This is a genomic window from Proteus sp. G4415 (assembly GCF_963896075.1).
Classification (GTDB): Bacteria; Pseudomonadota; Gammaproteobacteria; order Enterobacterales; family Enterobacteriaceae; genus Proteus; species Proteus mirabilis.
On record NZ_CAWQOK010000151.1, the window covers coordinates 1 to 13,320 of the forward strand.

Here is a 13,320-nt window from a genome sequence, read left to right on the forward strand (position 1 = left end):
ATTTATTATATTGCTATTTATAATATAGACTTAGCGACTATATTAATTATAAGTTCTCTTATTAAAAACAAAACAACAAATAATTAACAAGCAACATATTAATTAAAGACAAAACCATTCTTAAAATGATATATTTTGATCTATATCACAGTATAATTCGGGTGTTTAATTATATTAATTTATAGTTGTTATATAGGTCTTAATAATTAACGGATGCGAAAATGGAAAATAATAATCGATTTTGGCCACATATAAGACGTATTACACATATAATGATGTTTTCACATCGTTCATGTTTTGATTTTAATCTTTTCAACGCTCAAAGATAATCTCTCTATTGGCATCCATCACGTGGTTTGCATATTACCAGCGTATGGATAGTCAACCTCTTTACCATTATAAATCACATTTTATGTGACTATAATGAATTCTTATTGATCATTCATATTCCTGGTTTTTATGCATAGTAATGTGCAGTTAATTAGTTCTTATTATTGGTAATTTTGCTAAAAACATATTACTAAAATTATAAAAACCATCATTCTATACATTATTTTTATACGTGATGACATAAATATAAACGTGATTTTTATAACTCGACACTCTATCGAGGGAAAAAACTCGCATTTATAAAAATAAAAAACTGAAATATTTTTACTTAATATTTCAGCGGGAATTTTTTACCAAAAAAAGGTATTAAAAATGAAAAGTTATAAAATAGCGGTCAGCTACGATATGTCTGACTATATTTCAACCCACCGTGAATGTGTCGATATTCTACATACTGATTTTTCTGATGTTGCCGTGATTATTATTTCACTTAATGACATTCAGAATGGAAAGCTTAATTTAATTGAACAAAATAGCTTTGAACAGCCTATTTTTGCCGTTATTAATAAAGATGAAGTTATCCCTGCTAATATTATTAATCGATTAACTGGTGTAATTGATTTAAATAAAAAAAATAGTGAGTTATATAATAAACAACTAGAAACTGCAGCGTTAAAATATGAAGAGAGTCTATTACCTCCTTTTTTCGGCAGCTTAAAAAAATACGTTGAACAAGGAAATTCAGCTTTTGATTGTCCTGGGCATCAAGGAGGTGAATTTTTCCGCCGTCATCCTCTAGGTAACCAATTTGTCGAGTATTTTGGTGAAAACTTATTCCGCTCTGATTTATGTAATGCCGATGTTTCTATGGGTGATCTGCTGATCCACGAAGGTGCCCCATGTGCCGCACAACAACATGCAGCAAAAGTCTTTAATGCCGATAAAACTTATTTCGTTCTTAATGGTACATCTTCCTCCAATAAAGTCGTTCTTAATGCCTTATTGGCACCAGATGACCTAGTATTATTTGATCGTAATAATCATAAATCAAACCATCACGGAGCATTAATTCAAGCAGGAGCAACGCCTGTTTATCTTGAAGCTGCACGTAACCCATTTGGGTTTATCGGTGGGATTGATGCTCACTGTTTTGAAGAAAAATATCTTCGTGAACTCATCAAAGAAGTCGCCCCTACACGTGCAAATGAAAAGCGCCCTTTCCGCCTAGCCGTTATCCAATTAGGTACCTATGACGGAACAATATATAACGCACGTCAGGTAGTCGATAAAATCGGACATTTATGTGACTACATTTTATTTGACTCCGCGTGGGTGGGCTATGAACAGTTTATTCCAATGATGAAAGATTGTTCTCCACTTCTACTTGAACTGAATGAAAACGATCCGGGGATCTTAGTTACACAATCTGTACATAAACAACAAGCGGGATTCTCTCAAACCTCACAGATCCACAAAAAAGATCGCCATATTAAAGGTCAAAAACGCTATGTAAATCATAAACGTCTCAATAACGCCTTTATGATGCATGCCTCAACTAGTCCATTCTACCCATTATTTGCAGCTTTGGATGTGAATGCCAAAATGCATGAAGGTGAGTCAGGTAAACGTTTATGGATGAATTGCGTAAAAACAGGGATTGAAACCCGTAAATTACTCCTGCAATCCTGTAAACATATTCGCCCGTTTATTCCAGAAACTATCGATGGCCGTGCATGGGAAGATTTTGATACTGATGAAATTGCCAATGATCTCCGATTCTTTAATTTTGTTCCGGGAGAGCGCTGGCACTCATTTGAGGGATATGAAAAAAATCAATACTTTGTTGATCCATGTAAATTACTACTAACCACCCCAGGTATTAATGCCAAAACAGGAAAATATGAATCATTTGGTGTTCCTGCCACCATTTTGGCGAACTATCTACGTGAAAATAACATTATTCCTGAAAAATGCGATCTTAACTCCATATTATTCCTGCTAACACCTGCAGAAAGCATGGCGAAAATGCAGCATCTGGTCGCACAAATTGCTCGCTTTGAACAATTACTGGAACAAGATGCCCCACTGAAAGAGGTACTTCCATCAGTATATCATGCCAACCAAACACGTTATCAAGGATACACCATCCGTCAATTGTGCCAAGAAATGCATGATATGTATGTGAAATTTAATGTAAAACAACTGCAAAAAGAGATGTTCCGTAAATCACATTTCCCACAAGTCAGTATGTTACCTCAAGAAGCCAATATCGCTTTTGTGCGTGGCGAGGTGGAGTTAGTTGCCGTGGAAAAAATTGAAGGCCGTATCGCCGCCGAAGGTGCTCTACCTTATCCACCAGGAGTACTGTGTGTAGTGCCAGGGGAAATTTGGGGTGGCTCTGTACAGCAATATTTTCTAGCGCTAGAAGAAGGAATTAATCTATTCCCGGGATTCTCACCGGAATTACAAGGTGTATATATCCGCAATGATGAGGACGGTCGTCTGCGGGCATATGGCTATGTAATTAAGCACTAAGTTAATTAATTTATGCGTGACGGAGTGTGAATAAGCATGCTCCGTCAGCCGGAGAGTAAAACGATGAGTACTTCAAAAAATAAAATGAGTGTATTGCAACTCACTATATTAACTGCGGTGAATATGATGGGTTCCGGTATTATTATGCTACCGACCAAGCTAGCCGAAGTAGGAACCATTTCTATTTTATCTTGGATTGTCACTGCAGTCGGCTCTATGGCTCTGGCCTATGCATTTGCTAAATGCGGTATGTTTAGCCGCCGTAGCGGAGGAATGGGAGGGTATGCCGAGTATGCCTTTGGCAAATCGGGGAATTTTATGGCCAATTATACCTATGGTATTTCCCTGTTAATTGCCAATGTAGCTATCGCAATTTCTGCTGTGGGTTATGGTGCCGAACTGATGGATGCGACAATGACTCCGTTAGGTATTTGTATTGCAACGATTGTTGTATTGTGGATCTGCACAATAGCAAATTTTGGTGGTGCGCGGATCACCGGACAAATAAGCAGCATCACTGTCTGGGGGGTGATCATCCCTGTTGTGGGTATTTCAATTATTGGCTGGTGGTGGTTCAATCCTGAACAATACATTAATTCTTGGAATCCACATAATTTTCCATTCTTTGAAGCCGTAGGCTCTTCTATTGCCATGACCTTATGGGCATTTTTAGGTATGGAATCAGCTTGTGCCAATAGTGAAGCAGTTGAAAATCCTGAAAAGAACGTTCCTATTGCTGTATTAGGTGGCACATTAGGTGCAGCCGTTATTTATATCGTATCAACAAATGTTATCGCAGGTATTGTGCCAAATATGGATCTGGCAAACTCTACCGCGCCATTTGGCTTAGCCTTCTCCCAAATGTTTACCCCAGGTGTTGGGAAAATCATTATGGCGCTAATGATTATGTCTTGTTGTGGATCTTTACTTGGCTGGCAGTTCACCATCGCACAAGTATTTAAGGCGTCATCGGATTCTGGTTATTTTCCAAAAATATTTTCTGCAGTTAGCAAAGCTGATGCCCCGGTAAAAGGAATGTTAGTTATTGTTGTTATTCAATCTGCACTGTCACTGATGACCATCAGCCCATCATTAAATAAACAGTTTAATGTACTCGTCAATCTAGCAGTTGTGACTAATATTATTCCTTACATTCTTTCTATGGCGGCAATGATTATTTTACAAAAAGTCGCCAAAGTGGAACCTCATAAAGCGAGAACCAGTAATATCATCGCATTCATTGGGGCGATTTATAGTTTCTATGCTCTGTATTCATCTGGTGAAGACGCCGTAATGTGGGGGGCATTAGCCACATTCTTGGGATGGACACTATATGGTTTTGTCTCCCCACGATTTGAAATGAAACAAAACCAAGACCTAATGACAAAATAACACACGCTATTCGTTATATTCCTCCCGCATAAAATTTCAGCGGGAGGGACTTTTCTCACAACAAAATAATCAGCATTGACAGGTACTTAATAAGCTACCTGTATGCTCCCCTGTCGTGGAGATAGCAAAATGATGATATCAGAAATTACCAAACCGAAACGAGGACGTCCCCCCAAAAATCATAGTCCTAATACAGATGTAAAAAATATAGTTATTCAAAGTGGTATAGAAATGTTTGCTGAAAAAGGCTATATCAGTTCAGACATTTGTAAGATATTAGAAAAAGTTGGTATCCCGAAAGGATCATTTTATTATTACTTTGGTAGTAAAGAAAAATTTGGTTTAGTCGTCATCCAACATTATGACAACTTTATTTCTAAGCAACTAGATAACTATTTGTCTTATACTGCATTACCTTTCCCCAAAAGACTATTAGCATTTTGTCACATGATAAAATCAGAAATGGAAAAGTATCATTGGCAACGAGGATGCTTAGTAAGTAATCTCATACAAGATATTGTTAATTTACCCATTAGCTATTATAAAATACTGAATAATGTGATTTCTGGATGGCAGAAAAAGGTAGAAAATTATCTTCTAGAAGCACAAAAATATAAGTTTATATCTAAAAACATTGATTGTAGACAAATGGCTATTTTTTTCTGGATGGGTTGGCAAGGAGCAATAATGCAAGCAAAACTAACCCGCTCTAATCAGCCACTAGATATATTTATCTCTATTTTTATGGCGCAGATGTTTGGTATTCATTATCAAGCGTCAGAATATCCCATTCTATTTAATAAAAATACTTTTACTAACTAATTTTTTAAAAAAAAAGAAACAACTTATCAATAAAAATTTATTATTAAGTTAATTTCTAAAAAATGTAAAAAAGGCTCTACTTATCTAATAATAAATAGGCCTTATTTAGATAAATATATCAATCAAACGTAGCGATTAGCCAAGCTGAACCTTTATAATCTCCAGCTATCGCATTTGTTCCTTGAAGATGGCTGGTTATCTTAATTGTTCTCAAATCATTAATGTCAATTTTAAAATCTTTACCTTTTTGCCCGGTTATTTCATCTGTCATGGTCAATTCACTATAAATTTTATTATTGCTGTTTTGGGTACTCACCATCGGTAATCTTTTTTGAGGATCGTTATCAGTTATATAATCGAGACGTAATCTCACTTTTGTTGCTTTTGAAAAAACACAATTATAAGTTACACTTTCTGTAACTAAGCTGTCATAATTTAATGTATTGAGTTGCCCATGCTTTAAATTTAAAGTACTTACTTGTCCTGTACTTGTTACTGTTTTACAAGAAGAAGTTACGTTTAATTGTGATGCTGCTAATCGCATAGGAACAGTGACATCATTCAATGCCCAAGAATTTTGAGGAGGACTCGTTCCTGATCGTGTAAATGCACGAACATAACCTCCTAGATCCATTTCAGGTATAGGTAGCTGAGAATCAATAACCATATCATTTATATAAAATGTCACACTGATTGGAAATTGTACAGTAAATTCACTGGCATGAGCAGTTAATGTTGGTGTAGCCTGTTCACAAACAGATCCTCTTATATTTACCCAATTCAACATTTGAGTATCAATGGTCATTACCAAATTACTATTAATACGATATGCCATATGGCCTTCTATATTGGTACCAGCCATAGGTACATATGTAAACAAGCGATGATATGCATTATTCCAAGAAATATTTGTTGAAGCATGTCCCCAAGTAAGCCCGATGCACTGAACAATCCCCGATACACTTACACTAGATGGTGTATTATTGATCACAATCGTATTACCAACTTTATAATAGTTTTTACCATCTGTACCTTTCACTGGATTTAATGCAATAGGACTGTTACTTGCCAATTTAATCATATAGCCAGTGTTTATATCTTGAATTCTTGGCGCATAATCTGCAATAGCAATAGATGTAAATATAAAATTAATAAAAAAAACACTTAATAATATTAAGAAATAAATTAGGTCATTTAATAAAGGTATTATTACATTATTTAATGCTATTTCTTTTTTCCACGAGGAAAATTTATGTATTAGTTTCAACATAAAAAATATCCATTAGTTATAAGTCACTGAAATAGTAACTATTGAATTGAACTTCCCTAGTTTTAATTGATTAATAGGCACTGTATTTACTAACTGAGCTTGTAAGTCAACACGATAAAGAGTTGAATTAATTCGTTCTGGATTGATTTTATGCTTTTTACTTGTTTCCAGTGAACGAATAGTTCCACCAGTCACTTCATTAATATCTATACCTAACCCATCAGTACTTGTTGCTAATATATTTTTTCCTTTATATAAAAGCGTACTTCCTCCTTTTGGGTTTAAAACAATGGCTAATGTATTATTAAAATTACAGTCTGATATATAAAGTGAAAAATCTTTTACCACAGGAGATTTAGTCAGTGAAGATATCGTCAATGTATCAAAACCAATTTTTAATGGAGCACTACCATTTTCACTACGTATATTACAAACAGGTTCAACCATTGTTGCAGATATATTAATAAAAATATCAGCATTACATACTAGAGAAATAAATAATAAAGCTACACCCAATAAATTTTTCATTTTATTTAGCCATATTAGCACTATTCATACTCCACATTAAAAGTTACGATACTGGAAAATTCACCAATCTTAATTTCTCCTATTGCTGGCTTACGGACAAAAACACCAAACTCAAATTGTTGTGAACCATCAACAACACTTACATCTCCAATTGTCATCGGTTTATTCCATATAACAGACCTTCCATTATTATCAATAATTCCTAATAGTGCTCCACTATCCCCTTTAGTAATAAGAAAATGATTACCATCGATATCAACTAATTCGTTACTTTTCCAGGTTAATTTAATACTTTTCTGTAAGTCAGTTTCACTACACTTATCAATCGCAATCGTGAAATGAGTCACTTTACTAATTTCATTTTCATTAATAAATTGCCAACGTAGATTGTGTAAAGTAACTTTTTTATTTATTGATTCTGAAGCGACTTGGCATGCAACACTGATTAACTCACCGCTAAATTCAACATCTAAATTATTGGCCGCTAATGTTTGAGACTGCCAATTACATATTGTTAAAGAAATAAGCCCTAGAAATTTCACCATCTTATTCATAACTTACCTCTAAACGTAATATATGTTGATCTTTCATTAAGGTGGGTAAATATATTGGATTATTGCCATTGTGTAATGAAAGTGAATAATCTTCAGAAAATAGCCTTCGTTGTATATCATAATAACGAATACTTGCAGGAGTATTTGCTGTTACATCAAATAAGTTTATGGTGCGATAATCTTTTCCAGCTCCACATCCAATCAAACTTAAATTATTATCAAAAGATAAATTACAAGGCGCATTAAACAGAGTGGCTCTCACTTGAACTACTCCTTGATGTAATGGCTCATAAACTGATTGTTTTGTCGTAGTACTCACGATAGAACTTTCGGCTATAATAAATTGACTGAATGCACAGCCAACAATGAGTAAAAGCACTTTGAACCATTTGGCTATTTTAAAAACGTGATATTTACTCATTACTTTTCCTATATTCCAATATTGTTAAGAATTATTGTTCACCAGTTACCACACAGGTATCACCTTGGCAACGAAATACCAACGATGGTTTACCACCATAATCATTAATATAAGTAAGATAAGGTGTAGATAATATAGAAGACGCAATATCATGAGTCGATTTAGGTGGCACCATGACAACATCAAAAGGATTTTTTTCAGCGGCTGCTTTACTATTTCCAAATCCAATTATTGTTAAATTAAAAGGCGTTATATTATTAACTCGGTAGCCTTGAGCCGTTTTGGTTAATGTTACTTTATGTGTCCATTTAGTTTCTGCTTCAGATAAAATACTATTTGGACGATAAAATAGTTTTACACGAGATTGCAAAGCAATTTGTAATGTATTGCCATCTGTTGATTTCGGTGGTACTTCACGTAAATTAAAATAAAATACCGACTCTCTATCTTGTGGTAATTTATGTAATTCTGGTGTTGTACTTAACCTAACTAAACTATAACTATTTGGCTCGATTCTCTGTAATGGAGGCGTTGCTAAAATAGCACCTTTAGTTAATTTATTCCCCTGCAAATCTTCTATCCAACTTTGTGCGAGATAAGCTTCTTCAGGATTATCATTAGAAATAGTAATATTAATTGACTTTTCCGTTCCAGGGAAAATAATACGCGTTCTATCTAATGTCACAGCACTATGTGCCGCCATCGAAATAAATATGGAATACCCAACAAGAATACAATATAACCCACGACTAAAATTAAACATAACTAACCTCACAATATAAAACATTTAATTAATAATTAATTTTCTGTAATTTTTGATATAGTAGGTGAAGAGCAAGGTAGCAATAACATGCTAGTTGGCGATGCTAAATCTTCAGGAAGTGACAACTCACATTGTTTTTTCCCTGCCCAATAAACAGATAGTTTTTCTTTTGATGAAATGCCTACTAGCCATGTCACACCATCTTCACCAACAATACCCAACTCACGATTATCCGCATTACGTACACTTGCCCCAAAAGGCGGTTTCTTACCATCATTTAGGGATATAATGGCAAACAACTTTTCCCCTTTCATTACTGATAAACTGCGATACCCTATCGCCCCTTTAGTCAAGGTAATATCAGTTGTTGATTCTAGCGTTTCTATATTTTCAGGTAGCTGACTGGTATTAATAGAAACCGTAGATTTACGATAACTATTAACATTAGGAATAACTGCAAGTCCAAAGTAATTAGTTTTGATAACGCCACTATCTAGAGGTACATCACCAACCCCTGGTGTTTCAATCATTAAACGAGTATCACCATTAGCTGAACGATGCAACGCAATACCTTGAGTTGTAGCTGTAATACCACTGTTAATTGATGCACCAACACTACGATATTGTTGTGGTACATAACTTGCGTTAGCAGATAAGTTAGCTTGAGAAAAGTCGCGAGAATAATAACCACTGATACTTGATTGGCTATCAATTTCTTCTCCATGACTATAGCCCACATTCAGACTATAATTATCGCGATCACTATAACCACTATAACTTGCTCTATGGCTATATTGATTACTTTTACCAATACGAGAATATGATTCAGAAAATGAAATGCTATGGCCTTTATATAATGGTATTGTTAAATACAGATTAATAGCATCATCTTGATAACCACTATCTCGTTCAGTTCTGGTTGCTGATAAAGATATATTCGCATTTTGCTGAGATAACATTGGAATACTGATATTAGTACTTGCGTATAAACCATATTGTGTTTGAGGTTTATCTTGCCAATAGGTACTATATTGATAATTTAGTGATATATTAAAATTATCAAAATACTTGTTTATATAAATTTGATAGTTCTCTTTTGGAGAGCGAATATCATAACCAGTACGACGTTGATCCATAAACTGAGTTAATGTGCGATAATCTCTAGCAGCAAATCGATACCCAGCAAAAGTAATATCCGTGCGTAGTGCATCAAAAGATTTTGCATAATTAAGACGATAAGAACGCCCTTTTATTTTTTTATCAGTAAAACGTGCAAAAGACTGAGTAATATCAAGTGATAATGCCCCAAAAGAAAATAGATCCCGTCCTATACCAATCGCCGTTGCCTGATAATCGCTGTTAAATTGTGTTCCCCCATATAACGACCAAGCATTAGATAGACCATAGGAGAATTCACCACTGAATACGGGTTTACCTGTTAAATGATGTCCATCATAACGAGTTTTACCCATCACTAATTTATAGATCAGACGGCCAGGGCGAGTTAAATAAGGTAATGAGGCAGTACTGATACTAAATTTTTTCTCTTCTCCATTTTCTTCACGGATTGTGATATCGAGTATCCCTCGAACACCACTATCTAAAGTTTGAATACGAAATGGTCCAGGGGGTACTGTTGTTTCAAGGAGCACTCGATTTTGGCTACGAACAATCACTGTTGCATTGGTATCTGCTACACCTGTGATCTCTGGTGCATACCCCACTAATTTGGGAGGTAGCATGCGATCATCACTTTCTAATGAAATACCGCTGTATTGCCATGATTCAAAAACATCTGAGTAAAAATAATTTTCTCCAATAGTTAAAATTGAAGCAAATTTTTTCAAGGAGGTAAAACCATAAAGACGGCTAAAATCAAAATCGTGTATTTCTTGTGATTGTCTGCCACCCCGCTTTTTTTGATAGATGGCACTATAATCACCACGAAAGCGCCAAACACCTAAATTAATACCCGCAGTACCATTAGTGGACAAATAAGTACGTTTATCCCCCTCTTTTTCTTCGGTGATTGAAACATTAGCGCTGTAATCAAGGAAAGCACCATTAATTCCTTCTTCCCATAATGCAGGAGGAGTCCAATAAGGATCTCTATATTCCATCCATAATTGGGGGATCGTTATTTTGAGTGATAGTGTTGGGAGATCAATAACTGTTTGCATTCCTTTCAAAACAGAAAGATCAAGGCATTGACTATTAGGGTATACAGTCACTTTTGGTTTTACAGACTCTTTTAAACCAATAGAATCAAGTAAGTCAGCAGGTATACAGATAGCTTGTGTTTGCGTTTTTTGCTCTAGAACCGTGATATCGCGAGGTGCACCTAAACGTTGTCCATTAACAAAAACTGTTAATACATAATCACCAGGGGGAACATAGCCAGCAATGGAAAATTGGCTCATATCGATATTTTGTATATCTTCTGCATCTAACACATCGATATTGAATTCTGTAGCATAAGCAGAAAACACACTAATACTCATTGTCAATAATACGACTTGCCTTAACTGATTGAGTTCAAATATCATACTATTCACCATCCCCATCCTAGAGGTAATAAAATACTTTATTCATTAGAGCCTAAGAAAATGCATCTACCTTTATTGATAATGGATAAAAAAACGAACCAGTCCTTGGTAATCTCCAGCTCGTAAAGGTTCTCCGGTGAGTTCTAGCCTAAGGAAGTAACGCAGATAGAGGATTTGTCCCGATTTATCTTGTCGTAATACGCTATCGAATAAAGGATATGTTTCTCCTGGTATTAATGCATTTTTATTATTATCTAGAACAGAAACCCCTAAACCTTTAGATGTGCCTTGCAAGATAAATGCATTGATATTACTTACGCTCTGTCCATCAAAACGTATCATCCATGTTTTGCTGTCAATTGACGTGTAAATGCTGCCACAGTCACGAAGTTCTATTTCAAATGGTAAAGTCTGCTGTTCGCGTTTTTCTTTGCTTGATAACATAGCTAAAGTTAAAGAAGAAAAATCAACCGTTTGATAACGATTTGACATTACAATAGAACAAGGAGTTGAGATAACACTACCCACTAGATAAGTACTTCCTTCATGCTCAATAACTTTAGGATCGAAAGCCAATGCTGTACTAGAAATAAGTGACAAAAGACTGCTAATTACTTGCAATCCTATACGTCGATAAATAGCCACTTTCTTCTCCATTATATAAATAGAATCTTCAGCTTTAGCTGGTTTATTTCTAAGTTAATAAAAACCCATTGATATATAAAATAAAACCAACGAAATTAATATGAAAAATAATAAATTAAAAAATTCTTATTCAAGAGATAAAATTGACTGCCAGCATTTATATTTACTAACAGTCAATTTAATTCATATTACTGATAAGTTATACGGAAATTAGAAATTGCACTAAATTTACCTTCAGAAACATCTTTACTTGCATCAACAGCTTTAGCAAGAGCTTTAAAGGTTAATACATTATCACCCTTTAGATTTGTAATACTTGGTAAAACATCTTTTGCTTTTCCAAACTCAAAACCATCAATTAAAATTCCCAAGTTATTTGTATTACCAGCAGAAGTAGCCAATAATGTATTTGCTGTATCAGCATAATTTTGTCCAGTAAAGACAAGTTCCATTGATTTAACCGGAACAGGCTTACCACTAGTGGCATCTATACCAAAATTAGTAAAATCACAACCTGTAAATTCAATATCAAAATCAGCCTCAACCATTTTACCACTTTCTAAGGCTTTACGAGAAAGTTGGCCAAACTCAACTGTTTGTTTCAGTGAAGATTGAGCAATATTACAAGGCGTATTTACAACAGAACCCGTAAATGTGATAACACCTGTATTAGCATTATCAGCCATAGCATTTAAAGAAATAGCGGAAGTAGCTAATAGAACAGTTAATGCTATTTTATTAAATTTCATACATCATTTCCTTTATATTTGACTATTTTAGTATTTACCGACATTGAGATAGGCTATCTCATAAAAGAATATCCTTATTCACGCATCCCTATTAAAAATATAAATATCCATATTGAAATCTTGTCCATAGAATTTAATTTAAAGCTAATCATCAGAAATAATTTTAAATTTATCACTAATGATAACTTTTAATAGATATTGAATATTAAGATCTAGAACATCAGATATTAACAATAGCTTCTCAAAGCTTATTTTTGACTCTGCTGTTTCATATCTAGATACCTGCTGTTGACTGACATTTAACTTTTTAGCTAAATCTTCACCTGTTAGTCCTATCGCTTTTCTTTTTGAACGGATCTCTTTCCCTAAGTATTGATGAATAGCTTTAGTATCGTAAGTTTTATCAATTTCGTATTTTTCTCTTTCCATAATCTATTTTCTATTAGCTTTATAAAAATGGGATATATCATGCTAAAATACGAGCATGCCAGTTACTGCTTTATGATTGTATTTTATTAAAACTAACTTTTAACTTTGTTTCGCAATGTTGTTGATGCAATAAATGCTACATGAGTTATTACAATGCGTGTTAGCAAAAAAACTACAAAACTCCCAAAATTCACAAAAAATAACATTAATATCAACACGTTAGACAAAAACCAAAATCAACTTAATTGATTTATTTAACTTTAATTTTAGAAGTGATTTTACTCATTTTTAAATAAATTTAATTCCAATACCAATTTATTTATAAAAGCTTTCCAC

At 34.3% G+C, this 13,320-nt stretch carries 13 protein-coding genes; 4 read left to right on the top strand and 9 right to left on the bottom strand.

Features of this window, described 5'->3' with window-relative positions:
- The first annotated feature begins 221 nt into the window (after positions 1-221).
- The 4 genes from speFL to AACU95_RS16870 all read left to right on the top strand — a co-directional run bounded on the left by speFL (position 222) and on the right by AACU95_RS16870 (position 5,079).
- Positions 222-329, top strand: coding sequence for a leader peptide SpeFL (gene speFL, locus AACU95_RS16855; protein WP_107034653.1), 108 nt, complete (start codon positions 222-224; stop codon positions 327-329).
- 373 nt (positions 330-702) lie between these two features.
- Positions 703-2,865: an ornithine decarboxylase SpeF gene (gene speF / locus AACU95_RS16860; RefSeq protein WP_017827582.1), complete on the top strand. Its 2,163-nt coding sequence runs from the start codon at positions 703-705 to the stop codon at positions 2,863-2,865.
- A gap of 63 nt (positions 2,866-2,928) precedes the next feature.
- Positions 2,929-4,257 carry a putrescine-ornithine antiporter gene (potE, locus tag AACU95_RS16865; protein ID WP_004247370.1) on the top strand — a complete coding sequence of 443 codons (1,329 nt, stop codon included), beginning with the start codon at positions 2,929-2,931 and terminating at the stop codon, positions 4,255-4,257.
- A gap of 129 nt (positions 4,258-4,386) precedes the next feature.
- A complete protein-coding gene (locus tag AACU95_RS16870) occupies positions 4,387-5,079 on the top strand; it encodes a TetR/AcrR family transcriptional regulator (protein ID WP_074561801.1) in 693 nt (230 codons plus the stop codon).
- 118 nt (positions 5,080-5,197) lie between these two features.
- Here AACU95_RS16870 and AACU95_RS16875 read toward each other — a convergent pair whose 3' ends face one another.
- The 9 genes from AACU95_RS16875 to AACU95_RS16915 form a co-directional block, all read right to left on the bottom strand.
- Positions 5,198-6,349 (bottom strand): hypothetical protein, encoded by a 1,152-nt coding sequence (locus AACU95_RS16875; protein WP_004247356.1) that lies wholly within the window; start codon positions 6,347-6,349, stop codon positions 5,198-5,200.
- A 12-nt stretch (positions 6,350-6,361) separates the two neighbouring features.
- Positions 6,362-6,877, bottom strand: coding sequence for a fimbrial protein (locus AACU95_RS16880; protein ID WP_036900794.1), 516 nt, complete (start codon positions 6,875-6,877; stop codon positions 6,362-6,364).
- A gap of 20 nt (positions 6,878-6,897) precedes the next feature.
- Positions 6,898-7,431: a fimbrial protein gene (locus tag AACU95_RS16885; protein ID WP_004252417.1), complete on the bottom strand. Its 534-nt coding sequence runs from the start codon at positions 7,429-7,431 to the stop codon at positions 6,898-6,900.
- Complete coding sequence (locus AACU95_RS16890) at positions 7,424-7,852, bottom strand: hypothetical protein (protein WP_004247353.1); 429 nt, start codon at positions 7,850-7,852, stop codon at positions 7,424-7,426. Before AACU95_RS16890 ends, AACU95_RS16885 begins: the two co-directional genes overlap by 8 nt.
- 31 nt (positions 7,853-7,883) lie before the next feature.
- The gene (locus tag AACU95_RS16895; protein WP_004247352.1) at positions 7,884-8,615 is read right to left on the bottom strand and encodes a fimbrial biogenesis chaperone; all 732 of its coding nucleotides are present in this window, start codon (positions 8,613-8,615) and stop codon (positions 7,884-7,886) included.
- 35 nt (positions 8,616-8,650) lie between these two features.
- A complete protein-coding gene (locus AACU95_RS16900; protein ID WP_110144404.1) occupies positions 8,651-11,173 on the bottom strand; it encodes a fimbria/pilus outer membrane usher protein in 2,523 nt (840 codons plus the stop codon).
- Positions 11,174-11,233: 60 nt separating this feature from the next.
- The gene (locus tag AACU95_RS16905) at positions 11,234-11,806 is read right to left on the bottom strand and encodes a fimbrial protein (protein WP_036919880.1); all 573 of its coding nucleotides are present in this window, start codon (positions 11,804-11,806) and stop codon (positions 11,234-11,236) included.
- 188 nt (positions 11,807-11,994) lie between these two features.
- Positions 11,995-12,555 (bottom strand): fimbrial protein, encoded by a 561-nt coding sequence (locus AACU95_RS16910; RefSeq protein ID WP_004247349.1) that lies wholly within the window; start codon positions 12,553-12,555, stop codon positions 11,995-11,997.
- A gap of 144 nt (positions 12,556-12,699) precedes the next feature.
- The gene (locus AACU95_RS16915; protein WP_004247348.1) at positions 12,700-12,984 is read right to left on the bottom strand and encodes a helix-turn-helix domain-containing protein; all 285 of its coding nucleotides are present in this window, start codon (positions 12,982-12,984) and stop codon (positions 12,700-12,702) included.
- Positions 12,985-13,320: the final 336 nt, after the last annotated feature.

Coding starts and splice junctions, on each gene's coding strand:
- AACU95_RS16915 (WP_004247348.1), bottom strand. CDS start 12,984: ATGGAAAGAGAAAAATACGAAATTGATAAAACTTACGATACTAAAGCT.
- AACU95_RS16880 (WP_036900794.1), bottom strand. CDS start 6,877: ATGAAAAATTTATTGGGTGTAGCTTTATTATTTATTTCTCTAGTATGT.
- AACU95_RS16900 (WP_110144404.1), bottom strand. CDS start 11,173: ATGGTGAATAGTATGATATTTGAACTCAATCAGTTAAGGCAAGTCGTA.
- potE (WP_004247370.1), top strand. CDS start 2,929: ATGAGTACTTCAAAAAATAAAATGAGTGTATTGCAACTCACTATATTA.
- speF (WP_017827582.1), top strand. CDS start 703: ATGAAAAGTTATAAAATAGCGGTCAGCTACGATATGTCTGACTATATT.
- speFL (WP_107034653.1), top strand. CDS start 222: ATGGAAAATAATAATCGATTTTGGCCACATATAAGACGTATTACACAT.
- AACU95_RS16890 (WP_004247353.1), bottom strand. CDS start 7,852: ATGAGTAAATATCACGTTTTTAAAATAGCCAAATGGTTCAAAGTGCTT.
- AACU95_RS16870 (WP_074561801.1), top strand. CDS start 4,387: ATGATGATATCAGAAATTACCAAACCGAAACGAGGACGTCCCCCCAAA.
- AACU95_RS16910 (WP_004247349.1), bottom strand. CDS start 12,555: ATGAAATTTAATAAAATAGCATTAACTGTTCTATTAGCTACTTCCGCT.
- AACU95_RS16885 (WP_004252417.1), bottom strand. CDS start 7,431: ATGAATAAGATGGTGAAATTTCTAGGGCTTATTTCTTTAACAATATGT.
- AACU95_RS16875 (WP_004247356.1), bottom strand. CDS start 6,349: ATGTTGAAACTAATACATAAATTTTCCTCGTGGAAAAAAGAAATAGCA.
- AACU95_RS16895 (WP_004247352.1), bottom strand. CDS start 8,615: ATGTTTAATTTTAGTCGTGGGTTATATTGTATTCTTGTTGGGTATTCC.